At 67.4% G+C, this 26848-nt stretch carries 28 protein-coding genes; 12 read left to right on the forward strand and 16 right to left on the reverse strand.

Annotation, left to right across the window (positions count from 1 at the left end):
• Window positions 1-428 precede the first annotated feature (428 nt).
• The 10 genes from FIF60_RS02115 (at window position 429) to FIF60_RS02160 (ending at window position 10679) form a co-directional block, all read left to right on the forward strand.
• Window positions 429-1496: a TRAP transporter substrate-binding protein gene (locus tag FIF60_RS02115; RefSeq protein ID WP_239451455.1), complete on the forward strand. Its 1068-nt coding sequence runs from the start codon at window positions 429-431 to the stop codon at window positions 1494-1496.
• Between the two features lie 210 nt (window positions 1497-1706).
• The gene (locus tag FIF60_RS02120) at window positions 1707-2180 is read left to right on the forward strand and encodes a TRAP transporter small permease subunit (RefSeq protein WP_158639022.1); all 474 of its coding nucleotides are present in this window, start codon (window positions 1707-1709) and stop codon (window positions 2178-2180) included.
• A 31-nt stretch (window positions 2181-2211) separates the two neighbouring features.
• On the forward strand, window positions 2212-3588 hold the full coding sequence (locus FIF60_RS02125; RefSeq protein WP_239451456.1) for a TRAP transporter large permease: 1377 nt from the start codon (window positions 2212-2214) through the stop codon (window positions 3586-3588).
• 16 nt (window positions 3589-3604) lie between these two features.
• Window positions 3605-4633 (forward strand): zinc-binding dehydrogenase, encoded by a 1029-nt coding sequence (locus FIF60_RS02130; RefSeq protein ID WP_144183372.1) that lies wholly within the window; start codon window positions 3605-3607, stop codon window positions 4631-4633.
• Window positions 4634-4649: 16 nt separating this feature from the next.
• Window positions 4650-5546 carry an HpcH/HpaI aldolase/citrate lyase family protein gene (locus FIF60_RS02135; RefSeq protein WP_144183374.1) on the forward strand — a complete coding sequence of 299 codons (897 nt, stop codon included), beginning with the start codon at window positions 4650-4652 and terminating at the stop codon, window positions 5544-5546.
• Between the two features lie 23 nt (window positions 5547-5569).
• Entirely contained in the window at window positions 5570-6802 is a 1233-nt protein-coding gene (locus FIF60_RS02140; RefSeq protein ID WP_144183376.1) for a CaiB/BaiF CoA transferase family protein, read from the forward strand.
• Between the two features lie 15 nt (window positions 6803-6817).
• Complete coding sequence (locus FIF60_RS02145; protein WP_144183378.1) at window positions 6818-7531, forward strand: isochorismatase family protein; 714 nt, start codon at window positions 6818-6820, stop codon at window positions 7529-7531.
• 28 nt (window positions 7532-7559) lie between these two features.
• Window positions 7560-8498 (forward strand): polysaccharide deacetylase family protein, encoded by a 939-nt coding sequence (locus FIF60_RS02150; RefSeq protein WP_144183380.1) that lies wholly within the window; start codon window positions 7560-7562, stop codon window positions 8496-8498.
• 70 nt (window positions 8499-8568) lie between these two features.
• Window positions 8569-9330 (forward strand): hypothetical protein, encoded by a 762-nt coding sequence (locus tag FIF60_RS02155; protein ID WP_144183382.1) that lies wholly within the window; start codon window positions 8569-8571, stop codon window positions 9328-9330.
• Window positions 9327-10679, forward strand: a complete 1353-nt coding sequence (locus FIF60_RS02160) for an amidase (RefSeq protein WP_144183384.1) — start codon at window positions 9327-9329, stop codon at window positions 10677-10679. The genes FIF60_RS02155 and FIF60_RS02160 overlap by 4 nt, the downstream gene beginning before the upstream one ends.
• Window positions 10680-10695: 16 nt before the next feature.
• On the opposite strand, the gene FIF60_RS21465 is transcribed toward FIF60_RS02160, so the two are convergent.
• Window positions 10696-10872 carry a hypothetical protein gene (locus FIF60_RS21465; protein WP_158639023.1) on the reverse strand — a complete coding sequence of 59 codons (177 nt, stop codon included), beginning with the start codon at window positions 10870-10872 and terminating at the stop codon, window positions 10696-10698.
• A 16-nt stretch (window positions 10873-10888) separates the two neighbouring features.
• Between FIF60_RS21465 and FIF60_RS21470 the strand changes: the two genes are divergently transcribed.
• The gene (locus FIF60_RS21470) at window positions 10889-11053 is read left to right on the forward strand and encodes a hypothetical protein (protein ID WP_158639024.1); all 165 of its coding nucleotides are present in this window, start codon (window positions 10889-10891) and stop codon (window positions 11051-11053) included.
• Window positions 11054-11066: 13 nt separating this feature from the next.
• On the opposite strand, the gene FIF60_RS02165 is transcribed toward FIF60_RS21470, so the two are convergent.
• The 7 genes from FIF60_RS02165 to FIF60_RS02195 all read right to left on the reverse strand — a co-directional run bounded on the left by FIF60_RS02165 (window position 11067) and on the right by FIF60_RS02195 (window position 18083).
• Window positions 11067-12551, reverse strand: a complete 1485-nt coding sequence (locus tag FIF60_RS02165) for an amidase (protein WP_144183386.1) — start codon at window positions 12549-12551, stop codon at window positions 11067-11069.
• Window positions 12548-14119, reverse strand: coding sequence for an ABC transporter substrate-binding protein (locus tag FIF60_RS02170; protein WP_144183388.1), 1572 nt, complete (start codon window positions 14117-14119; stop codon window positions 12548-12550). Before FIF60_RS02170 ends, FIF60_RS02165 begins: the two co-directional genes overlap by 4 nt.
• The gene (locus FIF60_RS02175) at window positions 14116-15054 is read right to left on the reverse strand and encodes an alpha/beta fold hydrolase (protein WP_144183390.1); all 939 of its coding nucleotides are present in this window, start codon (window positions 15052-15054) and stop codon (window positions 14116-14118) included. The genes FIF60_RS02170 and FIF60_RS02175 overlap by 4 nt, the downstream gene beginning before the upstream one ends.
• Before the next feature lie 6 nt (window positions 15055-15060).
• Window positions 15061-15846 carry an enoyl-CoA hydratase gene (locus FIF60_RS02180; RefSeq protein ID WP_204251066.1) on the reverse strand — a complete coding sequence of 262 codons (786 nt, stop codon included), beginning with the start codon at window positions 15844-15846 and terminating at the stop codon, window positions 15061-15063.
• A gap of 44 nt (window positions 15847-15890) precedes the next feature.
• On the reverse strand, window positions 15891-17120 hold the full coding sequence (locus tag FIF60_RS02185) for a CaiB/BaiF CoA transferase family protein (RefSeq protein WP_338032055.1): 1230 nt from the start codon (window positions 17118-17120) through the stop codon (window positions 15891-15893).
• Between the two features lie 118 nt (window positions 17121-17238).
• Window positions 17239-17643, reverse strand: coding sequence for an IclR family transcriptional regulator domain-containing protein (locus FIF60_RS02190; protein WP_144183394.1), 405 nt, complete (start codon window positions 17641-17643; stop codon window positions 17239-17241).
• Window positions 17556-18083, reverse strand: coding sequence for a helix-turn-helix domain-containing protein (locus FIF60_RS02195; RefSeq protein WP_144183396.1), 528 nt, complete (start codon window positions 18081-18083; stop codon window positions 17556-17558). The genes FIF60_RS02190 and FIF60_RS02195 overlap by 88 nt, the downstream gene beginning before the upstream one ends.
• 158 nt (window positions 18084-18241) lie before the next feature.
• On the opposite strand from FIF60_RS02195, the gene FIF60_RS02200 reads away from it, so the two are divergent.
• On the forward strand, window positions 18242-19003 hold the full coding sequence (locus FIF60_RS02200; RefSeq protein ID WP_144183398.1) for an SDR family NAD(P)-dependent oxidoreductase: 762 nt from the start codon (window positions 18242-18244) through the stop codon (window positions 19001-19003).
• A 29-nt stretch (window positions 19004-19032) separates the two neighbouring features.
• Here FIF60_RS02200 and FIF60_RS02205 read toward each other — a convergent pair whose 3' ends face one another.
• The 8 genes from FIF60_RS02205 to FIF60_RS02240 all read right to left on the reverse strand — a co-directional run bounded on the left by FIF60_RS02205 (window position 19033) and on the right by FIF60_RS02240 (window position 26754).
• Window positions 19033-20013, reverse strand: coding sequence for a Bug family tripartite tricarboxylate transporter substrate binding protein (locus FIF60_RS02205; RefSeq protein WP_144183400.1), 981 nt, complete (start codon window positions 20011-20013; stop codon window positions 19033-19035).
• A 167-nt stretch (window positions 20014-20180) separates the two neighbouring features.
• Entirely contained in the window at window positions 20181-20558 is a 378-nt protein-coding gene (locus FIF60_RS02210; RefSeq protein ID WP_144183402.1) for a Na+/H+ antiporter subunit G, read from the reverse strand.
• Entirely contained in the window at window positions 20555-20836 is a 282-nt protein-coding gene (locus FIF60_RS02215) for a K+/H+ antiporter subunit F (RefSeq protein ID WP_144183404.1), read from the reverse strand. The genes FIF60_RS02210 and FIF60_RS02215 overlap by 4 nt, the downstream gene beginning before the upstream one ends.
• Window positions 20833-21324, reverse strand: a complete 492-nt coding sequence (locus FIF60_RS02220) for a Na+/H+ antiporter subunit E (RefSeq protein ID WP_144183406.1) — start codon at window positions 21322-21324, stop codon at window positions 20833-20835. The genes FIF60_RS02215 and FIF60_RS02220 overlap by 4 nt, the downstream gene beginning before the upstream one ends.
• Window positions 21321-22928 (reverse strand): monovalent cation/H+ antiporter subunit D, encoded by a 1608-nt coding sequence (locus tag FIF60_RS02225; protein WP_144183408.1) that lies wholly within the window; start codon window positions 22926-22928, stop codon window positions 21321-21323. The genes FIF60_RS02220 and FIF60_RS02225 overlap by 4 nt, the downstream gene beginning before the upstream one ends.
• Entirely contained in the window at window positions 22925-23269 is a 345-nt protein-coding gene (locus FIF60_RS02230) for a Na+/H+ antiporter subunit C (protein WP_144183411.1), read from the reverse strand. Before FIF60_RS02230 ends, FIF60_RS02225 begins: the two co-directional genes overlap by 4 nt.
• Window positions 23269-26223, reverse strand: coding sequence for a monovalent cation/H+ antiporter subunit A (locus FIF60_RS02235; RefSeq protein ID WP_144183413.1), 2955 nt, complete (start codon window positions 26221-26223; stop codon window positions 23269-23271). The genes FIF60_RS02230 and FIF60_RS02235 overlap by 1 nt, the downstream gene beginning before the upstream one ends.
• Window positions 26224-26277: 54 nt before the next feature.
• Window positions 26278-26754, reverse strand: a complete 477-nt coding sequence (locus tag FIF60_RS02240) for a PTS sugar transporter subunit IIA (protein ID WP_144183415.1) — start codon at window positions 26752-26754, stop codon at window positions 26278-26280.
• Between the last annotated feature and the right edge of the window lie 94 nt (window positions 26755-26848).

A 26848-nucleotide genomic window follows, 5' to 3' on the forward strand; every position in this document is an offset into this window, starting at 1 on the left:
GGGCGAGCCAGAGCGCACGCCGTCCGCAGCGCATGCCGCACCGGTGTCAGCGCGATCTGACAGGGGCGGTTGCTGGACTTGTTGTCGGCAACCTCGCAGCAGCAGCTGATAACTGGTCATCGATTCGATCGGCGCCATCGTTTGGATGGCGTCGCGCAACGATCTCCACGCCCTTGACATCGTGGATCTACCGAAAGTGACCTCGATGTTTCCTATCCTGAGCTGGGAGCCTCGTCGAAACCGTCCCACAGGCGAGCGCGCACATGCGTAGCGGTTTTGGTGACGAGAAGCGCGGCATCACTGCGCCTGCGCCGGACCACTGTGCCGCCCGGTGCGCGCACTTCACCTGCCATGGGTCCCCTTGACACCTTCGAAGGCAGAGGTTCTTGTTCTTGCAAGAATGAAACACAACTAAGGGAGGTCGTTGCGTGATCGAACTTCAGTCCGTACGTCGTTTCATGGCGGTGACGTGCCTTGGGGCAATGGCCTTAGCCGTGGCACCGCTTGGCGAAGCCGAGGCGCAACAGCGGCTACGCTGGCAGATGGCAAGCGGCTATCCCGGGAGCCTCGTCCATCTGGGAACGATGGGCAAACGGATCGAAACGCAGATCGCGGCGGTGTCAGGCGGAACGTTCGAGATCCGCTTCATGGAGCCGGGCGCCCTCGTCCCGGCGCTGCAGGTGCTTGACGGCGTATCCAACGGCTCGATCGAAGCCGGTTGGGTTTCGGCCGGCCAGTACACCGGCCGCAACACCGCGCTGGCGCTGTTCTCGGCCGTTCCCTTCGGCCCGGAGGCCGGCGAGTTCCTCGCCTGGATGCGTTACGGCGGCGGCCAGGCGCTGATGGACGAGGTGCATGCCAAGTTCAACATCAAGGCGCTGGTTTGCGGCATCACGCCGCCCGAGGCATCTGGCTGGTTCCGCACCGAGATCAAGTCGGTGTCGGATCTGCGCGGCATGAGGATGCGCTTCTTTGGCCTCGGCGCGCGCGTCGTGAGCAAGCTCGGCGTCCAGACCACCAACCAGCCGGCTGGAGAACTCTTCCAGGCGCTGCAGCTTGGCACGATCGACGCCACGGAGTTCGGTCAGCCGGCGCTCGATTTGGGCATGGGCCTGCATCAGGTCGCCAAGCACTACTACTTCCCCGGCTGGCATCAGCCCGCATCGCTCTATCACATCTACATCCACAAGCCGCTGTGGGACGGGCTGTCGGCTCAGCGCAAGGCGATGTTGGAGAACGTGTGCGACGCCAACGTGATGTTCGGCCTTGCCGATGGCGAAGCCCTTCAGTTCGCGGCGATGCAGGAGCTGCAGCGCCGTGGCGTAACCTTCCATACCTGGGGGCCTGAATTCATCGAGGCGTTCCGGAAGGGTTGGGACGAGGTGGTCGCAGAAGAGTCCTCATCCAACCCCGACTTCAAGAAGGTCTGGGAGTCGCTGTCGGCGTTCCGGGCCAACTACAAGGTATGGGGCGACGTCGGTTACCTGAGGAACTGAGGCTTTCCATAACGACGGGCGGGCCGCAGCCAGCATGGGCCGGCCCGCTCGCTCCCTCCCATAGTCACGGATCCACAGCGGCGGAGTGGCTTTTGGCGAAGCCAGGCGATCATGAACGCTGACACCTCCCGGATGCTGCTTCGGATTGCAGGTTGGCTTGAGGTGTTGCCGCGCCGATGCCTCCAGCTCGTCGCATGGATGATGGTTCTGATGGTCCTTGCCATCGTCTTCGAGGTCATCACGCGCCGGATGCGCGTAGAAGTTCCCATCATCACCTCGGTGCGGCTGCTCGAGCTGCAGTGGCATTTCCACGTCACGCTGTTCATGCTGTCACTCGCCTACGCCTATCTGCGCAACGTGCATGTGCGGATCGACATGGCTGTCAGTGGCCTGTCCGCACGCACGCGTGCATGGATCGAACTCGTCGGCCTTCTTCTCCTCTTCCTTCCCTTCGTCGTAATGCTCGCCCGTTGGGGCTACGTGTTCTGGGAAGCGTCATGGCGGATGGACGAGGCATCGGATAATCCGATGGGTCTTCCGCACAGGTGGCTGATCAAGCCCGTCATCCCCTTCGGCGCGGGGCTGCTGATCCTCGCTGGCCTCTGCAACATGATGAGGCTCGTCGTGTTCCTGTTCGGGCCACCGGCGGAAGCAGAACGGGCAGACCCGGTCATCGCACGATGAGCGCGGCCAGGTCGCGCACGGAGCATCCCCGGTGACCGACTTCCTGTTCGACTACCTGCCCATCGTGATGTTCGTTACCCTGCTGGTGCTTCTGTTCAGCGGACTTCCTGTTGCCTATGTGCTCGGCGGCGTGGGGCTCATGGCCGGGTGGATCGGCATCGAACTCGGCGTTCTGCGGGCAGCGCAGTTCCTTTCCATCATGCCCCGGATCTGGGGAGGCATCGCGGCAGATGTCGTCCTCGTCGCCGTCCCTCTCTTCATCCTGATGGGATCGATCCTCGAGAAAAGCGGAATCGCCGAAGACCTGCTCGAGTGCCTGAAGGTCATCCTTGCGCGCATCCCGGGTTCCATGGCGCTCGCCACGGTGCTGATGGGCACGATCATGGCCGCGACGACAGGCATCGTTGGCGCTTCGATCGTGGTTCTTTCATTGATCGCACTGCCGACGATGCTCGCCAACAACTACTCAAAGCAGCTCTCGACGGGCGCCATCGCCGCCGCGGGCTGCCTCGGCGTGCTGATTCCACCGAGCATCATGCTCGTGGTCATGGCGGAGATCATGAGCATCCCCGTCGGCCCACTCTTCGCGGCTGCGCTCGTTCCGGGGGTGCTGCTCTCCGTTCTCTATCTCGGCTATATCGTGATTGCCTGCCGCATCTGGCCGGAACTCGCCCCGCGCGCCACGGTGGCCGAGATGCCGAACGATGCGATGGCCTACCTGGCCTTGATCGCCCGCGGCTTCATCCCGGTCCTCACCCTGATCGGCTTCGTCCTTGGCTCGATCTACACCGGCTGGGCGACGCCGACGGAAGCAGCCGGTGTCGGCTGCGTCGGCGCGACAGCGCTTGCCGCGATGAAGGGAAGGCTGTCGGTCGGGATGGTGCGCCAGGTGCTCGAGCAGTCTGCCCTGACCAACGCTATGGTTTTCATGATCTTCATTGGCGCCACGGTGTTCAGCTACGTGTTCCGCATCACCGGAGGCGACGACCTGATCATCGGCGTCTTCCAGGGTTTGGGGCTCGACTCCTGGGGCATCCTGCTTGTCCTGATGCTGCTGATATTCGTGCTTGGCATCCCCTTCGAGTGGCCGGAGATCACGCTCATCGTCTTGCCGGTGTTCTATCCCGTCGTGTCCAACCTGGATTTCGGCGACCATCTGCAGTCTGCCGCCGAGGTCCTGCCCTGGTTCACCATGCTCTGCGCCGTAAACCTGCAGACTAGCTTCCTGACGCCGCCCTACGGGTTCGCGCTCTTCTATCTCAAGGGAACAGTTCCGCCCTCGGTGACGATGTCGCACATCTACCGCGGCGTCTGGCCGTTCGTGGGGCTGCAACTCGTCTGCCTCGCCCTATGCATCATCTTCCCCGGCATCGTGCTCGCTCTGCCGAGAGCGGCCGGAATGCTCTAGCCCCGCGAGAGGATCCATGAAGGCAATCGTCCTGCGCGCCTATGGAGGACCGGAACAACTCCACATCGATGACGCGCCTGATCCAAAGGCAGGCGTGGGCGAGGTCATTCTCCGCATACGCACGACAGGTCTCAACCACTGCGACACGGACGTGCGCCGCGGTGTGTTCGGCGTGGCACAAAGCTTTCCGCACGTCATGGGGGTGGATGGCGCAGGAGAGGTGGAGAGCGTCGGCCCAGGCGTAACCGGTTTCAAGCCGGGCGACCGTGTCATGCCGCATTTCATGCTGGCCTGCGGGGTCTGCCGCAACTGCCAGAGAGGGCAGGAGAATATTTGCCTCGATGCAGGCGTGCTCGGCGTAACAACCTGGGGGACCTATGCCGAGCGCGTGAAGGTGCGGCACAACAACCTCGTGCGCATCCCCGATGCCCTCTCGTTCGATGACGCCGTCGCCTCGGCCGTGCCTTTCGCCACCGCCTGGGAAGGTCTGATCGTGATGGCAGGGTTGCGGGCGGGAGAAACGGTGCTTGTCAACGCCGCAGGAAGCGGTGTCGGCTCAGCGGCGATCCAGATCGCTAAGCTCGCCGGTGCGCGGGTGATCGCCACCACCGGCACGAAAGCCAAGTTCGCCCAGGCACGCGCCCTCGGGGCCGATGAGGTGCTCGACTACACGACGGATGCGATCCCAGACGCGGTGGCGGCGCTCACCGGCGGCTATGGCGCCGATGTCTGCTTCGATATGGTCGGCGGAGACCGGCTCATCGACTGCATCGGTGCCGTTGCGCAAGGCGGACGCATCGCCTCTGTCGGTGCGCATGGCGGAGAAAAAATCGAGATCGACTTCATCGAGCTGTTCCGCAAGCACATCACGCTGCATGGCTGCGGCCGTTCCACCAAGGCCATCTATGCCGATGTGCTCGGGCTCGTGGCAGCGGGGAAGCTGAAGCCGGTCATCCATCGCACGTTCGATCTAGCCTCAGCCGGCGAGGCGCACGCGCTCATGGAAAGCCGCGCGTTCTTCGGCCGCATGTTGCTTCACCCATGATCGGTCGGCGCGCCGCATGATGACCGGACTTCCACCGATCAGGAGCCTCCTGTTCGCGCCCGCGAACGAGCCGCGCAAGGTCGCAAAGCTCGATGGCATCGGTGCGGATGCCGTGGTGCTCGATCTCGAGGATGCTGTCGCGCGCGAGCACAAGATTGCCGCCCGCGCGATGGCACGCGATGCCCTCGCGGCGATTGTCCGCCCTGTCCGCTGCATCCGCGTCAACGCCTGGGATACCGGGCTGACACCGGGCGACGTGGCGGCGATCGTCTGCCCGATGCTCGACGTGATCGTACTGCCGAAGGTCGAGACGCCGCGTGACCTGCACCGCCTCGACAGCGCGATTACGGCGGCCCTGGCGGGAAGCGACCACCCCGGCCCCCGCGTGCTCGCCCTCATCGAGACTTGTGCGGGCGTCCTCGCGGCGAGCGAGATCGCCCGTGCGTCGCCGCGGCTCGCCGGCCTTATCTTCGGTGCCGGCGATCTCGGCAAGGATCTTGGCCTGCCGACGCTCCGAGGCGACATCTCCGCCGCGCTCGCATGGGGTCGAGCAAAGATCGTGTATGACGCGCGCGCGGCCGGTCTCCCTGGCCCGATCGACGGTCCCTGCCTCGCCGTGCGCGATCAGGTGGCGATGGAGCTGGAGGCACGCGCCGCCCTCGCGCTCGGACACCGTGGCAAGGTTTGCATCCATCCCGACCAGGTTGCCGTCGCCAATCGCGTGTTCTCGCCCGATGCCGACGAGGTGGCCTTCGCCAAGCGCCTGATCTCCGCCTTCGCGGAGGCCGAGATGCGCGGCAGCGCTTCGATCACCGTCGAAGGCGTGTTCGTCGACTATCCCATCGTCGAGAAGGCGCAGGCCCTCGTGCGGCTCGCCGAGCGTTCGGGCTCGCCCGGATTAGACACGGCATAATCAAGATCAGGAAAGCAAGAGAGATGAACGAGGCGAGCCCTGGAAGCCGAAGCGAGGCGGGCATGCTGCCGATGCAGGGGGTGCGCGTGCTCGACTGCGCGACCTTCATTGCAGGCCCCACCTGCGCGACGATGCTCGGCGAGTTCGGGGCTGATGTGATCAAGGTCGAGCTTCCGGGCATCGGCTGCCCGTTACGGAAATTCGGCACCATCTCCCCATCGGGCGACAGCCTGCTCTGGCTTTCCGAAGGTCGGAACAAGAAAAGCTTCACGCTGGACCTGCGCAAGCCCGAAGGCGTGGCGGTCATGAAGGACCTCGTGGCGAAGTCCGACATCGTCGTCGAGAACTTCCAGCCAGGGACCCTGGAGCGCTGGGGCGTCGGTTACGATGCCCTGTCGGCCGTCAATCCGAAGCTGGTCATGGTCCGCATTTCCGCGTACGGCCAGACGGGACCGTATCGCGACAGGCCAGGCTTCGGACGAATTGCCAACGCCTTCGGTGGAATCTCGTTTCTCGCCGGCTACCCTGACCGCCCTCCGGTCACCCCCGGGAGTGCGACACTGCCGGACTACCTTTCCGGTCTGTACGGCGCGCTCGGTGCGCTTCTGGCGCTCCGCGTCGCAGAGCGGACGGGCAAGGGACAGGTCGTCGATATTGGACTCTATGAATCCATCTTCCGCATCCTCGACGAGCTGGCGCCCGCCTATGCGCTGAAGGGCTATGTTCGCCAGCGCATGGGCCCGGGCACGGTGAATGTCGTGCCCCACAGCCACTATCCGACGAAGGATGGACGATGGATTGCGATCGCCTGCACCAACGACAAGATCTTCGAACGTCTTGCGGTTCTGATGGGCCGCGCAGACGTCGCCGGCGACGGGAAGTGGGGAACCATCGCACGCCGCGAGGCGGAGCGGGCGGAGGTCGATGATTTCGTGACGGCGTGGACAACGCAGCACGACCGGGAGGCGCTGCTGCGCATGTGTGAGGACGGCCAGGTGCCGTGCGGGCCCGTCTATGCGATCGACGAGATCTTCGAAGACCCGCACTACGCTGCACGCGGCAACATCGCAACGGTCGCGCACCCCGAGGCCGGAGCGATGCGTATTCCGAACGTCGTGCCACGGCTGACGGAAACGCCGGGGCGTATCGGCTCGCTCGGCCCTGCGCTCGGCGAACACACCGAGGAGATCCTGCGCGAGCTGCTGGGCCGCAGTGCGGACGAGATTGCGGCGCTTCGTGCCGCGAAGGCGATATAGCAGGGAGCAGCAGCAGTGAGCACGAGCTGGGACGACTATTTGACGGAAGAGGATCGTGCCGTGCTGGAGCGCGGCAAGTGGGCGATGAAGGCTGGGGCCGGTGTTCGCCCAGCGCTGCTGTTGATCGACTGCCAGTACTACATGACGGGCATTCGTGGTGCGCCCGACAACGCCGAGAAGTACCCGCTCGCCTGCCCCACCGGCTTTGCCGCGACGGACCAGATGAAGCTGCTGCTAGAGGCATCCCGGGAAGCCGGAATTCCGGTCATCTTCACGCGCTTCGTCGTGGACCCGGTGATCGACGACGTCGGCATGTTCCATCGGAAGATCGGCGCAGGCGTCGGCCGTGGAGAGAACCTCTATTTCAAGGGAACGCACGGAGCGGAGATCGTCGACGACCTGAGGCCGCTGCCCACCGAGATCGTCCTCGACAAGAAGAAGAAGTCCGCCTTCTTCGGCACCCCCCTTCTCTCGCTGCTGATCGACCGGCGCGTCGACACGTGCATCGTCGTTGGCGGCTCGACCTCCAACTGCGTGCGCGCAACGGTGGTCGACTGCGAGCAGCACAACTTCTTCTGCATCGTGCCTGAGGAGGCCGTCTACGATCGGGTGCAGATCACCCACAAGATCAATCTCTTCGACATGAACCGAAGCTATGCCGACGTGATGCCGGTCGCCGACGTGCTGGCATACATCAAGCGCATCGGCAACGCCCGCAACGCCACCTAAAACCGCCAGAACGATAGGGAGGAGAGCGATGACCTACCAACCGATGCGCGACATCGACGTACCCGGTCCCAAGCGCGACTTCAGCGGCTACGGCCGGAATGTGCCCCGCATCCGCTGGCCAGGCGATGCGCGCATCGCGGTCTCGATCGTGCTGAACTACGAGGAGGGCTCGGAGTACTCGCACCCCGCAGGCGATAAGCGCAATGACGGGCTTCAGGAAGTAATCTACGCGATGGACCCGCAGTATCGGGACCTCGCGGTCGAGAGCGTGTTCGAATATGGCAGCCGCGCCGGCGTGTGGCGCCTCGAACGCCTGCTGACCGAGTATCGCATCCCCATCACCTTCTACGCCTGCGCGGTCGCGCTCGAGCGCAACAGGGAAGTGGCCGCCTGGCTGAAGGAGGCCAGCCACGAGCCGTGCTGCCATGGCTGGCGGTGGGAGGAGGTTTGGCGTCTCTCGCGCGAAGAGGAGATGGACCATATCCGCATGGCCATCGAATCGATGAAGCAAACGACAGGAATGCGCCCCGAGGGATGGTACTGCCGCTACGGGCCCAGCGTGAACACGCGCGAACTTCTCGTCGAGGAGGGAGGCTTCGTCTACGACAGCGACGCCTATAATGACGACCTCCCCTACTATGTGGACGTGCGGGGCAAGCAGCATCTCGTCGTGCCGTATTCCTTCACCTACAACGACGGAAAATTCGGCCTGCTGCCCGGCTACGCCTCGCCGTCAGACTTCGTCGATACGCTCAAGCGCGGGTTTGACCAGCTCTATGCCGAAGGCGCGACGCACCCGAGGATGATGTCGATCGGCCTGCACCCGCGGCTGATCGGCCAGGCCACGCGAATCTCCGCGCTGCGGGAATTCATCGAGTACGCGCTCGGCAAGGAGAAGGTGTGGTTCGCCCGACGGATCGACATTGCGAACTGGTGGAATGCCAATCACGCGAGCTGGACGAAGTAGGCCAGCGACAATGCCTGCCTCCCCTGCATCCCTCCCCGAGATTGCGGAGCGTGATGCGGGGGAGGACATCATGCCACTTTACCGCGACATACGCGGTCGGCTCTCCGCGCGAACCGTGCCACTTCTCTACCGTGTACTCGCCGCCGAGCCGGGTTGCCTCGCCTGGGCATGGAACATCCTCGCGCCCTGCGCCAGCAGCGGCATTCTCTGTCAGATCGGCCAGTCGGCACGGCGTGCGATCGGCGCGCCTCCGCGCATGCCTCTCCGTGCCGCCTGCCGTCTTGTCGGTCTCGATGATGCCGGAGCCGATGCCGCTCTCGCCATCGTTGCAGCGTTCAATCATGCCAATCCGAAGAATTTCGCGGCACTCGCAGTACTGATCAAAGCCGCCGAGACCGGGCTCGCCCCGCGCGCCGATGTCACGGCAGCTCCGCCTGCCCCTGATCCATTGCCGGTTCTCACGCTGGCAGACATGACCGACGATGCTCGTTCGACGATTGCATTCCTCGCATCATGCGGCGGCCGCCATGCCGCGCCTGCGATCCCGACGCTGTGGAGCGTGCTTGCAGCCTACCCGCCTGCCCTCTCCCTCGCCGCCGCTTCTCTGGCTTCCGACTTCGCTGCCAGCGCCATCGATACCGAGGCTGCTGCAATCAGGGCAGCTGCGGTGCAGGAGCTTGACTCACTCCGTTCCGAGCCCGTGCGCCTTCCCGCGCCGAGCCATGCCGCCCATCTCGCGGCGATTGCACCGTTCTTCGTCGACATGATCCCGCGGATGATCGCGATCGGTGCGAGACTGCATCCGCTCTTCCAGAAGGACGCAGCCCCATGAGCGTGCCTGACCGCAACCTCGAGCGCGTCGAGGCCTATCTTGCACGACGCGAGGCGGATGACCGCCTCATCCGCAGCATCGTCACCCCGACGCCGGAGCTTGCCCGCGCGGCGGCGGCAAAAGCGGATGAGGCTGCGGCTGAAGGCCGGTCGCTTGGGTTGCTGCATGGCATGGCCGTTGCGGTGAAGGACAATATCGATACGGCTGGTATTCGAACCGCCTGCGGGTCTGCACTGTTCGCCGATCACATTCCAGAGGCGGACGCACCCGTTGTCATCCGCCTGAACGAGGCCGGTGCTGCGATCATCGGCAAGGCTGCGATGATGGAGCTCGCCTTCGGCGTGCGCTCGCTCGATGCCATCGGCGGGCAGGTGCGCAATCCGTGGAACCCTGCGCATGTTCCGGGCGGCTCGTCCGGGGGCTCTGCCGCGGCGGTCGCCGCCGGACTTTGCGATGCAGCGCTTGGCACCGATACGGGCGGGTCGGTGCGCGTTCCTGCCGCATTCTGCGGCGTCTCCGGCCTTCGCCCCACCTTCGGCCGCGTACCGAACCGGGGCTGCCTGCCGGTAAGCGAGACGTTCGACACGATCGGCCCGATCGCGCGCCATGTGGGCGACCTCGGCCGCATCCTCGCAGTCATTGCAGGCCACGACCCGACAGATCCGTCGAGCCGGGATATGGCCGGCGATCTCGCCTGGCTCCGACCCGAGAAGGACATTCATGGACTTCGCATCGGACTCCTGGGCGGGTTCTACACGCATGACGTCGATGAGGATGTCGCCCACGCGATTGCGGAAGCCGGCGTCGTGCTCTCGAGGCTTGGCGCCGAGATCGTACCCGTCATGCTCGAGGATGCAGCCCGCGCGCAGGAAGCCGCCACGACCCTGATCTACGCCGATGCCTGCGCGCTGCATGCCGAGGCGCTCGATACCAGGCGACAGCTGATCTCGCCGGCCGTTTACGACCGGATGATCAAGGGCCGCGCTCTCGATGCGCCCGGCTACGCGCGTGCGCTGCGCTTTCGCGAGCGCTGGCAACGCGATCTGCGCGACCTGTTCCGGACCGTGGATGTCATCATGCTGCTTGCAAGTCCGGAAACGGCGCCTCCGATCGAGGCAACGGGAGGCGACCTGCACGCCTCCACGCGCAACGCCACGCGCTTCACCTATGGGGGCGGGCTTGCCGGCATTCCGGGGCTGGCGCTGCCGTGCGGTTTCGGCCGGAACAGCCTTCCCATCGGCGTCCTATTCGAAGCGGCCTGGGGCAACGAGGCGACCCTCCTGCGGCTCGGGCGCGCGTGGCAGGCGGAAACGGACTGGCACCTTCGGAAACCGCCGCCCGTCAGCTAGTCCGGGCGACGCGCCTTCATCTCTCGAGCCGGTCGATCGTGGCATTCGCGGCACGGACCTGGACGCCGAGCTGCCGAGCCAGCGTGGTCATCAGGTACCACGCCACCTGTGGCGCATCGCTGCGCAGGCGCTCGACGGCGATGGCATCGAGGCGCAGACACCAAACCGCGGAGCGCGCCGACGGGAGCCGCACGATCTCTCCGCCGCCCGTGCAGCAGATCATCGCACTGCGCATCGGGGCCCGGCGCGAGGCGGTGTCGCGCGAATTCGGCCGCCAGCTGCGCGCCGGCATGCTCGCCCCCTCCCGCAGCGCGCTTGTGATCCGCTCGCCCGGCGTGCTCGAGGCCGCGATTGCCGCCGAGCTCGCTGACTGACGGCGCGCGGCCGTCAGTGCGGTTGCGATGCCGCCTCCGTCTCGGCGGCGGCTGACGCAGCGGCAAGGGCGCCGATGTCGGCCATCGGCCTGCCCATCACGGCGTCGCCGGCGAAATGCCGCTCGAACGCCAGCGCGACGTCGAGGGTGAACCCATCCGCCCCGCGTGGCCCGACGATCTGCAGCCCGAAGGGCATGCCTGCCTCGTCTCGTCCGCAAGGGATGCAGATGGCGGGATGGCCGGTCATGGAGATGGCATAGGTGACGCCGGAGGTGTCGAAATAGCCGCTGAGGGGAATGCCTTCCATCTCCGTCGGGAAGGGAAGCATCTTCGGAAAGGGCGTTAGCGCCTGGCAGGGCAGCAGAAGCACGTCGTATCGTTCCAGGAAGGACTGGAAGGCGCGGTAGACCCGCGTCTGCTCGGCATTCGCGGCGGCAAGATCCGCGAGGCTGTAGCCAAGCCCCTCCTCGTAGTTGCTGCGCGTGTTGCGGCCGAGCAAGGAGGGATCGCGCTCGTAGTACTGCCGGAACGAGGCCAGGAAGTTCGTGCAGCGGATCACGCGATAGGCGCGATCGATCCCTGCCATGTCCGGATCCTCCGGAGCACAGATGGCCACATCGTGCGCGATCGCTGCCATCCGGCTCTCGAACACGCGGCGGATGCTCGGGGCGACAGGCGCGAAGCCGAGATCGACCGACCAGGCGACGCGAAGCGAGGACAGATCGATCGGCCGGCGCGCGCTGATCGACCCGCGGGCCTCGCCGAGCAGGGGGTTGGCCATCGGGTCACGGCTGTCGCTGCCCATCATCGCGCCTAAGAGAAGGGCGGTGTCGGCCACGTCCCTGCCCATCGGCCCCTGGACGGACAGGACCGACCATCCCTGCCTGCGCCGTTCGGACGGCACGAGGCCTGGCGTCGGGCGGAAACCAACGACGCCGGACCAGGCTGCAGGCTTACGCAAGGACCCGCCCGTGTCGGAGCCCGTACAGAGCGGCAGCATCGATGTCGCGAGCGCGACGCCGGATCCGCCACTCGAGCCGGCGCAGGACAGCGCAGGATCGAAGGCGTTGCCCGTCGCGCCGTAGACATCGTTGATCGTGTTGCCGCCGGTTCCGAACTCCGGCGTATTGGTCTTGGCGACGACGATCGCCCCAGCTTCCTTCAGCGCGGCGACGACGCGTTCGTCCACCTTGGGTACGTGGTCGCGGAACATCGGCGAGCCATAGGTGGTGCGGAGGCCTTCCGTCTCGTTGAGGTCCTTGATCCCGACGGGAAGCCCATGCAGCGGGCCGAGCGGATCGCCGCGCATCACCTTCGCTTCCGCTTCCCGCGCCAGAGCGAGGCCGCGCTCGAAATCAGTCGCAACGACGGCATTCAGGGCCGGGTTCACCGCTTCGATCCGGGCGATGCAGTCCTTCAGGAGCTCGACCGGCGAGGCACGCCGCGTGCCGATGAGGCGGCGCAGCTCGACGGCGGGAAGGTCGCAGAGCGCGGTCACCTCGCGGCCCTGACGGCCATGGCGAGCGTCGCCTGGTTGGCCTGCGGCGTGTAGACGAGGTCGGGCCTCGTTGCCCATGTCGACACCCAGAACACGAGGGGAATGATCGCCTTGTCGTTGACGACCGTCATCATGATGTCCTGCAGGATCGCGAGTCGCTTGGCATCGTCGACCGTTCGAAGCGCCGTCTTGATCGCCTCGTCGACCTCGGGATTAGAGTAGCGGCCGCGGTTCGAGCCACCGAAGGCCCCCCCGCGCGTATGGACGATGCCGACGAATGTGCCGAGCGCCTCACCCGTCCCGGCGCCCCAGCTGTGCAGCATGTGGGAGAGCTCGTTCCGCGCCGTTCTGCCGCTGTAGACGGTGTGCGGCATCGTCTCGATCTGCGTCTGGATGCCGATGCGCCCCCACATCTGCGCAATGACCTGGACGGTACGTACCGCGTTGATGATCCGATCGTTCGATGTGTGCAGGACAAGGCGGAACCCGTCGGGGTAGCCGGCCTCGGCAAGCAGCCTGCGCGCCGCGGCAGGGTCGGGCCGCTCCGGCTGAATGGCCGGGTTGTAGCCGAAAAAGGTTTCGGGAACGAGCTGGTTGGCCCGGATGGCCTCGCCTTCGTTGACGCGGTCGACGATCACGTCACGATCGATCGCAAGCGACAGGGCCTGGCGCACGCGGATGTCGCGCATGGGGTTGCGCGGCAACGGGTTGCCGTTCCTGTCGGAGATGTTGCCTGCCATCGGCACCTCGTTGTGCACGTCGACCGACAGGAACGTCATGCGGTTCGACACGCCCGACCAGAGCTTGACGTCGCTGCGCTGCCGGAGGCGGCCGACATCGGTCGTCGGCACGTCGGAGATGACGTCGGCATCGCCCGCGAGCAGCGCGGCAACGCGGGAGGGGCCGAGATTGACGATGCGGAAGGTCACCTTTCCCCAGGGCTCGACGCCGCCCCAGTAGCTCTCGTTCCTTGCATAGACCATCCGGTCGTTCGGGATGTGCTCGATGAGCCGGTAGGGGCCCGTGCCGATCATCGACTTGCCGCTCTGATAATCGCTCGTCGTCGCGCCTTCGCCGTGCTTGCGCGAAACGATCATCACCGAGCTCAGGTCGATCGCGAGCAGCGGTGCCGGCCCATCGGTGTGGAGGCGGATCGTGTGCGGGTCGACCACCGTGGTGGACCTGATCTGCTTCGTGAACGTCCCGAAGGAGCTCGGGCTGTTCGGCACGTTCGGAGCCCGCTGCAGCGAGAAGGCGACGTCGTCGGCCGTGAAGGCGCTGCCGTCGTGGAATGTCACGTTCCGGCGAAGCTTGAACTCCCAGGTCGTGTCGTCGATCGTCCGCCAGGACTCGGCAAGGCCCGGCCGGATCTGCTGGTTGCCATCCTGCGCGGTCAGGGATTCGAAGACGTGGCGCGCCTGGGCATTGTTGACGCCGTTGTTGTGGAAGTGCGGGTCGAGCGAGGTCGGCGCGGCGGCGAGAGCGATACGCAGCTCCGCCGCAGCAGCCGGGGCTGCCGCGGCGAATGCGGCGAGGAAGGCGGCGATCGCGAAACGACGACGGATCATGAGACCCTCCCTTGCGTGGCCCCGCCGGCGGCACCGGCGGCAGCCATGTCCTGCAGCGACATCCCGAGCATGCGAGCGAGTGCGGCGTTGAAGGCAGGCGCTACCTCGTAGCTTACCCAATGTCCGGCATCGGGAATGACGACGAACTCGGCGCGCGGATCGGCCTCGCGCAGCACATCGCGTCGGCTGTCGAGCATGCCGCGGGCGATGTTGTCGTCCTCCCCCCAGATTCCGCCGATGCGCCCCGTTATGGCGGGGAGGACGCGACGCAGCGTATCGGTCCTGCTGATCACCGGACTGCGGACACGCCCCTTCTCCGCGTTGCGCTTCTGCAAGTGCAGCGCGACCGGATCGATCCGGATGGCATCGCCGAACATCAGGATGGCGAGGTTGTCGCGGTGGACCGTCTCGCGGGCGGCGGGGTCGTCGATCGATCGCCACGATCTCAGCGGCGCCATCTCCGCGCGCGGCAGCCCCATCCCGCCGGAGCCTACGATGACGAAGCGGCGCAACCGCGCACCAAGACCGGCGGCGACATGCCCGCCGATGACGCCGCCGAAGGAGAAGCCGACGAGATCGATCGGCTCTGCACGGTCGATGAGCCTGTCGAGACCCTCGATCAGGATAGCGGCGAGCCCTTCCGGAGTATGCGGTTCCGGCGCGTTCGCCGAATCGCCGAGGCCAGGCAGGTCGGCCGCGATGACGCGGCGCGTGTCGGCGAAAGGCAGGATGTTTCGCAGCCAGTGCGTCCAGGAGCCGTAACCGCCATGCAGGAGAACGAGCGGCTCACCCTGGCCCCAGCTCCGCCACACCATCTCGCCGCTGCCACACGGCGTGCGCGTGAGCGTGGCCCGGGCCTCGATCGCCGCGACGATCGCCTCGGGCGTGAAGCCTAGCGACATGAGGTCGGGCGGGATCGGGGCGGGTGCCAGCATCCGCGGCTACCTTCCTCGGAACACAGGCTTGCGCTTCTCGGCAAAGGCGCGTCGCCCCTCGGCGTAATCCTCGCTGTCGAAGCACCGCGCCACGTGCGCGCGCATCATCGCCGCATCCTGCTCGCTCTCTGGCTTGCAGAGCTCGTTGACGATCGCCTTCGAGGCGCGCTGCGACAGCGGCGCCTTCTCCGCGAGCAGCGCCGCGTAGCGCTCGACCTCCTGCTCGAGCGCATCCGGCGCAAAGACGCGGGAGATGAGGCCGACGCGAAGCGCCTCACCGGCATCGAGACGTCGGGCCGAGAACAGCATGTCCTTCGCCACGGCCGGGCCGACGAGGGTGACGAGGCGGCGGAGATTGTCCGCCGAATAGCTCTGGCCGAGATTGGCCGCAGGAATGCCGAAGCTCGCATCCTCGGAGGCGAAGCGAAGGTCGGCCACCATCGCGATGCCGAGTCCGCCGCCGAGGCAATAGCCGCGGATCATCGCGATCATCGGCTTGGGGAACGCGATGAGGCTCGCCCGCCCCGTGTCGGTCGTGGCGGCATAGTTGGCCGCCGCCTCGGCATTGCCGCGATTGGCGTCGAACTGGGAGATGTCTGCGCCCGAGACGAACGCCTTCTCGCCCGCGCCGCGGATCACCACCGCCCGGATGGCATCGTCGGCTGCGAAATCGTCGAGGATCGACGTCACCTGCGCCCACATCTCGAGTGACATGGCGTTGCGCTTGTCGGGGTTGCTGAAAGTCATCCAGCCGACAGCGCCGCGCTTCTCGGCGAGCATCGTTCCGGTCATCGGCGCCCCTTCCCTTTTGCGGGCCCGGCCATCGCCCCGCGCGCCTAGATCACGTTGCGCGCGCGGAGGGCAGCGATCGCCTCCGCAGCGAAGCCGAGGGAAGCGAGGATCTCGTCGTTATGCTCGCCGCGCCCAGGCGTCGGCATCCGAAGCCGCTCGGGCTGCTCGGCGCCGGACATCATGATCGGCTGGCCGACGACGCCGATTGGCCCGCGCTCCTTGTGCAGAACCTCGGCGGCGATGCCGAGGTGCCGCACCTGCGGGTCGGCGAACGTCTCGTCGATGCGGTAGATCGGCCCGCAGGGAACGCCCGCCTTCGTCAGCATCTCCGTCAGCCCCGCGCTGGTCTGCGTCTTCGTATAGTCGGCAAGGATCGCGTTGAGCGCGTCGCGATTGCGCGTGCGCAGCGTCGTGTCGGCGAAATCGGGATGGCTGATCAGGTCGGCACGGCCGATCGCTTCGCAGAGGCGGCGGTAGAGCCTATCGCCGGCGGCAGCGATGTTCACGGCGCCGTCCGATGTGGGGAACACACCGGTTGGCGTGCTGGTCGGGTGGTTGTTGCCCGCCTGCCCGGGCACCTCGCCATCCATCAGCCAGCGGGCCGCCTGGAAGTCGAGCATCGCGATCTGCGCCTGCAGGAGAGACGTGTGGACCCATTGCCCCACGCCGGTCACCTCCCGGTCGAGCAGAGCGATGAGCACGCCCTGGGCCAGGAAATGCCCCGAGGTGAGATCGGCGATGGGGATTCCCACGCGAGTCGGCCCTTGGCCCGGATGGCCGGTGATCGACATGAGCCCGCCCATCCCCTGCGCGATCTGGTCGACGCCGGGCCTCGTCGCATAAGGACCATCCTGGCCGAAGCCGGAGATGCTGCCGTAGACGATGCGCGGATTGACCTTGCGCACGGCCTCGTAGTCGATGCCGAGGCGGCGTTTTACGTCCGAACGGTAGTTCTCGAGCACGACGTCGGCCGTTTCGACCAGGCGAAAGAACACCGCGCGCCCCTCCTCCTGCTTGAGGTCGAGGGTGAGGCCGCGCTTGTTGCGGTGCAGGTTCTGGAAGTCCGAGCCGTCGCGCTTGCCGACGACACCGCCGCCGGCCTCGTCGTCGAGCGCCGCGGGAGGCTCGATCTTGATCACGTCCGCGCCCCAGTCGGCGAGCTGGCGCGCCGTCGTCGGCCCCGCGCGATGCGCGGTCAGGTCAAGCACCCGGAACCTCGACAAGGGCAGACGCTTCTCGGTCACTCGCTCCCCCGACACTGTTATTGGCGACACGGTTGTGGGCTCCGCCCCGCCAGGACGTTCGCTTCGAAGCGATGAACGCTACCGAGTGCAGGCGAGAGCCGGCAAGCACGCTTTGGTGGCAGGAATTCCGCCACGCGGAATGAACCGATCAGATCGCCGAGGTTCGCCGCTGTGGCGGTGGCTGGAAGCCCAGCATGCGCGAGAGCTGTCCGGCGCGCGACATGAGCAGCTCCGCAAAGCGGGCCTCGTCGGAACGGGAGAAGCGCTCCTTCGGAACGGTCATGCAGAGATCCGCGACGATGCGCCTGTCCGCCCCGAACACGGGCGCGGCGATGCCGACGGCACCGATCGTCTGTTCGCCGAAAGTGATCGCGTAGCCGCGCTCGCGGATCCGGGCGAGGCGATCGCCCAGCACCCGCAGCGTGGGCCCGGGCGCGTCGGAGACCGGCGAGCGCTCACGCCGGTTCAGCACGCGCGCGATCTCCGCCTCGCCGAGCCAGGCGAGCAGGCAGAGACCGGTCGCGCCCCAGAGCAGGGACCGGTTGCGGTGCATGCCGATGGGGTAGTGGATGGCGTGGCCGCGTTGGCCTTGTCGACGAAGATCATCGTCAGCGTCTGCGGCAGGAGCACGCCGAGCAGCGCCGTCTCGCCCGTCATGTCGCTGACGTGGCGGAGCGTCGGCTCGGCGAGGCGGAGCACGCCGGCGCGCCGGGCAGCGAGCGCGCCGATGCGCGAGAACTCCCCGCTGACGCGATAGCGGCGATGCGGCGCGCGCTCGACCATCTCCGCCGCGGCCAGGTGATCGAGCAGCCTGTGGACGGTGGACGGTGCTAGGCCGACGCGGCCAGCGAGATCCTTGATCGAGGCCGAGCCTTCCGTCTCGGCGACGGCACGAAGGACGGCCACCACGCGCGCGACCACGCTGCCCGCCGTACCCGGCTCAGCGTCCGCCTCACCCGTGCTGCGACCGGGCGCCCGCAGATCCTGCGCCATTGCCACTCCCACCAGCGGATGGCTGGCCCAGGCTAAGCGCCGGCTCAAGAAATTCCGCGTCGCGGAACGCTTCGCCGGCGATCGCCTGCTCCTGCCTCTGCTGAAAATGCTAGCGGTGGCGAGACGAAGCGTCCACGCGACAGGAATGGGGACAGGCGATGCGGCACGATGGCGAGCTCTCGGGCAAGGTGGCGCTGATCACCGGCGCGGCGCGGCGGAACGGACGCGCGACGGCGCTTGCGCTCGCAAGTGCGGGAGCCGCCGTCGTCGTCAACACACGCGCCTCGATCGACGAGGCAGAGGCGGTCTCGGCGGAGATCCGCGGCGCAGGCGGGCGCTCGATCGCCCTGCTCGCGGACGTGACGGACGAGGCGCAGGTCGCCTCCCTCGTCGCGCGCACTGTCGGCGAGTTCGGCCGGCTCGACATCCTCGTCAACAACGCCGCCGACCGGGCGATCGCGCCGTTCCTCGAGATGCAGCTCGCGGAATGGCGGCGGGTGACCGGCATCATCCTCGATGGCGCGTTCCTCTGCGCCCGCGCCGCCCTGCCGCACATGATCGCCGCGGGCGGGGGGACGATCATCAACATGGGCGGCGCGACGGCCCATATCGGCGCCTACCAACGCGCGCATGTGAGCGCCGCGAAGGCAGGCGTCGTGGGGTTGACGAAGGCCCTGGCTGTCGAGTTCGCCGAACACGGCGTGACGGTGAACTGCGTCGTGCCAGGCAAAATCGGCGGGCCCCGCAGCGCCACCTCGGGCGTGGTACCGTCACGCCCTGGTGGAGATGCGCAGCCCCTTCTCGCAGGCGAAGGCACGGTCGAGCAGGTGGCGGCGATGATCCTGCATCTTTGCCTTCCCGCGAGCCGGTTCATCACCGGCCAGTCGATCCACATCAGCGGCGGCGTCTACCTCCCCTGAGGCGACGCCGCCGCAATGCGCGCGACGGGCTATTCCGGGTTCACGCCGGCGGCGCGAAGGATGCCGCTGTACTGCTCGACACCCTGGCGGACGAGCGCCATCACCTGATCGGAGGTCTCGTACCCGGCCCGGGGCGTCACCCCGGCAAGCTCGTTGAGCCTCGCCGCACTCTGCTCGATCGCCGTGCGGAACGCGGCACCGAGCGACGCCACGACGGGCGCGGGCGTGCCTGCGGGAGCGAGGATGGGGAAGAACTCCTCGAAGATCACCTTCGGGATGCCGGCCTCCGTCGCGCTCGGAACGTCGGGGAGCGCGGCGGCGCGCTGCTCGGCCATCACGGCCAGGGCACGGATATTGCCGCCGCGAACCTGCCCGATCGAGGAGGCCATGGTCGGCGTGCCGAACTGCGCCTCGCCGGCTACGAGTGCCGCGACACTGGGCCCGCCGCCGCGGTAATGGACGATCTCTGCCTGGACCTCCGTAATCGAACGGAACAGCTCGGCCGCGACGTGAACGCCGCTGCCGATGCCGGCGGAGGCGAGGTTGTAGCGGCCCGGGTTCGCCTTCAGAAGCGCGACCAGCTCCTGCACCGTGCGCGCCGGCAGCTGCGGGTTGACGACGATGACATGCGGCGAGAAGCCGGCCACCGCGACGCCCACGAAGTCGGTCACCGAGTTGTACGGCACACGCGCGACGATGGCCGGCACGGTGGCATGGGCGCTGTTGATCAGCACGGTGTAGCCATCAGCCGCCGCCCGCGCGACATGCTCGGCGCCGATCATGCTGCCAGCGCCGGCACGGTTCTCGATGACGATGGGCTGGCCGAGAATCTGGCTCGCCGGTTCGGCGATGATCCTGCCGACGATGTCGTTCGACCCGCCGGGTGCGAAGGGAACGATCAGCCGGATCGGCCGCGTGGGCCGCCAGGCTTGTGCCGGCTGGGCGCCGGCGGCGGTGGGCAGGGCCCCCGCGGCAACGGCCATCGACAGAATCGTCCGGCGTTGAATCATCGAGCGTACCTCCCTGGCTTCGGCACCGCCGCATCCGCACCGGCGTCATGCCGTGTTGTTGCCGTAAGCTTGCAGGGATCAGCCGCTCGGCGCCAGATCAGAATGACCTGAGCCTGGTTCCCGCATTGCGTGCCCCCGTCCGGGCGTGGCCGCAGGGCCAAGGCCGGTCAGCGCTCGGCGCCGTCCTTCGGCAGGGGGCGGGCGGGGATCGGCGGCACGTCGGGGCTGCCCTCCCGCCTGTCCCGATAGAGGGAGGCGCGGGTGAGAAGCATCAGCGTCACCGGCGTCGTCAGCACCATGAACGCGGTGATGAGGACCTCGTGCAGTACGGGCCGGGTCTGCAGGACCGTGAAGAAAAGCATCGACGCGAGCAGCACGCAGCCGATGCCAAGCGTCGTCGCCAGCGTTGGGGCATGGACCCGCGCATAGAAGTCACGCAGCCGCAGCAGCCCGATCGAGCCCACGAGCGTCAGGAACGCTCCGAGCAGCAGCAGGCAAGCGACGACGATCGCTGCCCAGAGGGGGAGCTCGACGGCGTGCGTCATTCGATCACCTCGCCGCGCAGGAGGAACTTTGCCAGCGCCGCGGTGGCGACGAAGCCGAGCAGGCTGATGAGCAGGGCCGCCTCGAAGTAGAGGGGGCTGCCCGTGCGGATGCCGAACACCAGGAGCAGGATCGCCGCGTTGACGTAGAGCGTGTCGAGCGCAAGCACCCGGTCCTGCGCGCGCGGGCCCTGGAGAAGCCGCACCACGGCGCAGCACATCGCGGCCGCGAGCAGAAGTTGCGCGACAAGCACCGCCCAGAACAGGATCGCAGCACTCATTCGAAGATCTCCATGAGCCGACGCTCCCAATTGTCCTTCACGATGCGCATCCACTGCTCCTCATCGATCAGGTCGAGCACGTGGAGGAGCATCGTTCCGTCCTCCGCGTCGTAATCGACCCAGACCGTTCCGGGCGTTGCGGTGAGGATGCAGGCCAGCGCGGCGAGGCCATAGGGGCTCCGCATCGCCAGCGGGATCAGCACGAAGCCCGACCGCCCGGCCTGGGACCTCGGCCCGCGCAGGATCAGCGTCGCCACCGCGTTGTTGGAGCGGATGATCTCGATGAGCACGTCCCAGAGCAGGCGCGCGATGGCAAGGACACGCCGCGGCCGGCCCGCGGGCGGGGCGAGCAGCCACAAGGCGCCGCCGCCGACCAGCGCGAGGACCGACCCGAGCAGGATCGCTCCGGGCGAGACGCTCTCGTTCAACAGCAGCCACAGGATGAGAAGGCCGAGCGTGACCAGCGGGAAGGGAAGAAGACGCGTCATGGCGCGCGCCTCGGCTCCGGGTCCGGCACGCCCATCACACCTTGGACGTAGTCTTGCGGCGCATGCAGACTTCGCGCCGCCGCATCGAGATAGGTCATCGCCGGGCCGGCCGCCGCCGTAAGCGCAATGCACAGCGCGAGCAGCATGGCGATCGGCGCGAACTCGATCAGGCCGACGCGCGGCGGCGCGCTGTGTGGCGTCGTCCAGAACACGTCGATGCCGGAGCGAACCAGCGCGATCACCGTTGCGAGGCCGGAGAGGATGAGCGCGGCCATGAGCGCCCAGCTCATGGGCGTGACGGCAGCGCCTGCGGAAAAGAGCGGCGCAAGGATCGCGAATTTCGCGAGGAAGCCGGAGAGCGGCGGCAGGCCGGCGAGCAGCAGCGCGCATGTCATGAAGCTGAGCCCGAGAATGGCGACCGTGCCGGGGATCGCCACGCCGACCTCGTCCGGCGCGTCGATGTCCTCCTCCTCCTCGCCTGTCCCGAAGGCCTCGCGGGTCACCGCAAGCACGTCGGCCCCGACTTCCCTGCCCCGCTCGACCAGCTCGATCAGCAGGAAGAAGGCGCCGATCGCGAGCACGGAGCTCGCCAGATAGAACAGCGCGCCGCCGGTCACGCGCACCTGGCCGGAGCCGATCGCTGCGAGCAGCGTCCCGGACGAGACGAGAACGCTTGCGCCAGCCATCCGTGACAGGTTCTGCGAGGCAAGGACCGCGATCGACCCGAAAGCAACCGTCAGCAGCCCGCCGATCACGAGCCAGGGCCCGGCAAAGCCGACGGATGCGCCCGCATCGTCACCGAACAGCAACAGCCAGAGCCGCAGCACCGCATAGATACCGACCTTGCTGAGCAGGGACAGGATCGCCGCCGCAGGCGCTGAGGCGGCGGAATAGGTGCCCGTGAGCCAGAACCCGAGCGGCCACATCGCGGCTTTGACCAGGAAGGCGATGCCGAGCACGGCAAGCCCCGCCTCCAGCACCGCGCGGTCCTCTGACGCGATGCCACGCATGCGCTGAGCGAGGTCGGCCATGTTGAGCGTTCCGGCGATGCCGTAGACCAAGCTCACGCCGACGAGGAAGAGAAGCGAGGCGACCAGGTTCACGACGATGTAGTGCAACCCAGCGCGGACCCGCGCGGTGCCGGAGCCGTGCAGCGCCAGCCCGTAGGACGCGGCCAGCATCACCTCGAAGAAGACGAAGAGGTTGAAGAGGTCTCCTGTCAGGAACGCGCCGTTGAGGCCGAGCATCTGGAACTGCAGCAGCGGGTGGAAATGCACCCCCGCACGCTGCCAGCGGGCGAGCGAGAACACGAATGCGGCGAGGCCGAGCACGCTCGCCAGCGCAAGCATCAGCGCGGACAGCCTGTCGAGCGCGAGCACGATGCCGAACTCCGCCGGCCAGTTGCCCAGGCGGTAGATCCGGACCGCCGGCTGGTCGGCTGCGGCAAGCAGCAGCATCGCGAGCACCACCTGCGCCAGCATCGAGGCCAGGCCCAGCGGAACGGGAGACCAGCGCCACCGGTCGCTCGCCAGCACCATCACGGCGCCGGCGAGCATCGGCACGACGACGGGCGCGATCAGAAGATGCGTGGTCCAGTCGCTCACTGGTCGCGCTCTCTGCCGTCGACGTGGTCGGTGCCGGTCAGGCCGCGGGCGGCGAGCAGAACGACCAACAGAAGCGCGGTCGTCGCGAAGCCGATGACGATCGCGGTCAGCACGAGCGCCTGGGGAAGCGGGTCGGCGTACTGGGCGAGGGTTCCCGCCTCGTCGCGGGCGAGCACCGCGGCCGCGCCGCTGCGCAAGCCGCCGGTCGAGAAGATGAACAGGTTGACGGCATAGGACAGCAGCGAGAGACCGATGATCACCTGGAAGGTGCGCGGCCGAAGCAGCAGCCACACCCCCGAGCCCGCCACGATGCCGATGCCGAGCGAGACGACGAGTTCCATCAGCCCCCTCCCCCGACAGCGTCGGCCACGCGCGGCGATGCCTTCGCCTGCGGAAGCGTACGCGGGGTGGACCGCCTGCCGCGGACAGACTGGTGCGCAAGCGCGATCAGCATCAGAAGCGTCGCGCCGACGACGAGCACGAACACCCCGATATCGAAGATCAGCGCGCTCGCCATCGGCACCTTCCCGAGCACCGGCAGGTCAGCGTAGCTGAAGTAGGACGTCATGAAGGGCAGGCCGAAGGCCCAGGCCGCGACGCCGGTGCCGGCTGCAAGCAGGAGCCCGGTGCCGATCCAGGCCGGCGGGCGGAGAAGGCTCAGGCGATCCTCCGTCCACTCCGTGCCGCCGACGATGTACTGCAGGATGATCGCGATCGCGACGACCATGCCGGCAGAGAAGCCGCCGCCAGGCAGGTCGTGCCCCCGCAGGAGCAGGAACGCCGCGGCCACAAGCATCACCGGAAAAAGCAGACGCGTCAGCGTGAAGGGAACCAGCAGCCAATCGGCCACGTGGCGCCCATCGTCCCGCGCGTGCCGGGCCTCGTCCGCCTCCAGCTGGTCGCGCTGCTGCTCCGGAAGCTCGACGCTGTCCGCGGCCGGGCGGAAGCGGCGAAGCAGGGCAAAGGTGGTGAGCGCCACCACGCCGACGACGAAGATCTCCCCGAGCGTGTCGAAGCCGCGGAAATCGACCAGGATCACGTTGACGACGTTCGTGCCGCCGCCCTCGAGGTAGGCGCGCGCCAGGAAGTGCTGCGCGAGCAGCTCCGGCGGCGTGCGCGTCATCACGACATACGCGAGCATCGCCATGCAGCCGCCGGCGGCCGTGGCGATCGCGAGGTCGCGCAGGCGCCTCGTGCGGCCCAGCACCTCTGGTTCGCGTGCGCTCGAGCTCTGCATGCGCTTGGGCAGCCAGCGGAGGCCGAGAAGCAGAAGCACTGTGGTCACGATCTCGACCGTGAGCTGCGTCAGGGCCAGGTCCGGTGCGGAGAACCACACGAAGGTGACGCACACGACCAGCCCGACGCCGCCGAGCAGGATGGTCGCGGCAAGGCGATGGAACTTCGCCTGCCAGGCCGCGCCGAGGGCGCAGGCCGCTCCGACGACCCAGAGCAGCGCGAGAACCGGGTCGATCGGCGCGGGCACCAGGTTTCCGGGGCCGACGCCGCGCACGAATGCCGCCCCCGCCCCGGCGACGATCGCGGCGATCAGGATCAGGCGAAGCTGCGGCTGGAGCCTGCGCGTTCCGGCGATGCGCTCGAGCGTGCGCGCGAGGCGCCAGGAGAGAGTGACCATCGCGCGCTCGAACAGGCGCTGCGCATCGAGGTGGCGGATCAGCGGTGGGCCGTCCATGCCTTCGCGCAGCCTGCGCTGCAGGATCAGATAGATCGTGACCCCCGCGGCCATCGCGACGACGCTCATCAGCAGCGGCAGGTTCACCCCGTGCCAGACGGCGAGGCTGTAATAGGGTGTTGCGTCGCCCAGCACGGCACGGGCGGCGATGTCGAGATAGGGCCCGACCGTGGCAGCCGGCAGCACGCCGACCATGATGCAGGTCAGCACCAGGATCTCGACCGGAAAGCGCATCCACGTCGCGGGCTCATGCGGCGTGCGCGGCAGGTCGGTCGGCGGCGAGCCGAAGAACACGCCATGGATGAAGCGAAGCGAGTAGACGACGCTGAAGGCGCTCGCGAGCATCGCGGCGAGCGGCAGGACGTTCAGCAGCGGGTGAACAGGAGCGGTTGCCGAGAGTGCCTCGGCGAAAAACATCTCCTTGGAGATGAAGCCGTTCAGCAGCGGCACGCCTGCCATCGCCGCGGCGGCGACGAGAGCGAGCCGGGCGGTGAAGGGCATCGGCCCGTTCAGTCCAGAGAGGCGGCGGATGTCTCGCGTGCCGGTCTCGTGGTCGATGATGCCCGCGGCCATGAACAGCGAGCACTTGAAGGCTGCGTGGTTCATGGTGTGAAAGATCGCAGCGATCAGCGCGAGTTCGCTCTTGAGCCCCAGCAGAAGCGTGATCAGGCCGAGATGGCTGATCGTCGAATAGGCGAGCAGCCCCTTCAGGTCGTTCTGGAAGATCGCGATGTAGGCGCCGATCAGCATCGTGATCAGCCCGGCGAGCCCGACCGTCCAGGCCCACGCATCCGTGCCGGCCATGACAGGCCAGAGCCGGGCGAGCAGGAACACCCCCGCCTTCACGAGCGTGGCGGAGTGGAGATAGGCCGACACCGGCGTCGGCGCCGCCATCGCGTGCGGCAGCCAGAAATGGAACGGGAACTGCGCGCTCTTGGTCAGCGCGCCGAGCACGATGAGGATGAGCGCGACGATGTAGAGCGGATGATCGCGGATCGTGTCGCCCGCGGCGAGGACGACATCGAGGTCGTAGCTCCCGACGATATGGCCGAGCACGAGAACGCCGGCGAACAGCGACAGCCCGCCGGTCGCGGTGATGGTCAGCGCCATCCGCGCGCCGTCGCGCGCCGCGGCGGTGTGGTGCCAGTAGCCGATCAGCAGGAAGGAGAGGAAGCTCGTCAGCTCCCAGAACAGGGCGAGTTGAACGAGATGGCCCGACAGGACGAGCCCGGTCATCGCCCCCATGAACGCGAGGAGGAAGGAGAAGAACCTGGGAACGGGGTCTTCGGCCGACATGTAGTAGCGGGCATAGAGCACGACGAGCGCGCCAATGCCCGTGATCAGCCCGGCGAACAACCAGGCGAAGCCGTCCATCCGCAGGACGATCGAGAGGCCGAGCTGCGGCATCCAGGGAAGCTCGGCCCGCAGCACGCCGCCGCCCGAGACGGTACCGTAGGCGCTCCAGACGAGGCCGAGGCAGACGAGGGCGACTGCGCCTGCGAGCATCGAGGCGGTGTCGCGCGCGCGTGTGGGCAGCAGCCCGGCGACGATCGCCGCGACGAACGGAAGGCCGACGAGGCAGGCGAGAACGATCCCGTCAGGCATCGTTTCGGCTGCCCTCCGATCGCTCGGCCCCGCTCGCGTGAGCGCGTGCTGGCATCACTCCCCCTCGCCGGGTGCCGGATGCTCCGCGCCCTGGCCGAACAGCGTGACGACCTCCGCCGGCACAGTCGCCATGCGGAGGCGGTTCAGCGCCTGGGGCTGGCGGAGCGCGCGGCAGGTCTCCGACAACGCCGGCAGGAAGCCTTCCGCATCCGCTTCCGGCCAGAGCACGAGGATGACGAGATCGACGGGCTCATCGTCGCGCGCCTCGTAGTCGATCGGCCGCTGCAGCCGGGCGAACAGCATCATCGGCGGCATGTCGCCCGGAAGCCGCGCGTGCGGCAGCGCCACGCCCCGGCCGAGCGCAGTCGAGCCAAGCGCCTCGCGATCCTGCAGCGCCTTGAGGATCTCCTCCTCAGGCCGGCCGAGGCGCGCCGCTGCGCGTGCAGCGAGCGTCTGCAGTAGGGTACGCTTGCTGGTAGCGGCAAGGCCGAGAACGACGTCCGACGTCGACAGGCGTTCCGAGATCCCCATTCCCTTCCTCCGGCACGCGCAACGCAGCAGGGACTGCCGGCAGCGCGTGCGTCAGCCAGTGATCGCACAACGACGCGGGAAGGACATGCGAAGC

Source organism: Elioraea rosea (genome assembly GCF_007644105.1).
Taxonomy (GTDB): domain Bacteria; phylum Pseudomonadota; class Alphaproteobacteria; order Acetobacterales; family Acetobacteraceae; genus Elioraea_A; species Elioraea_A rosea.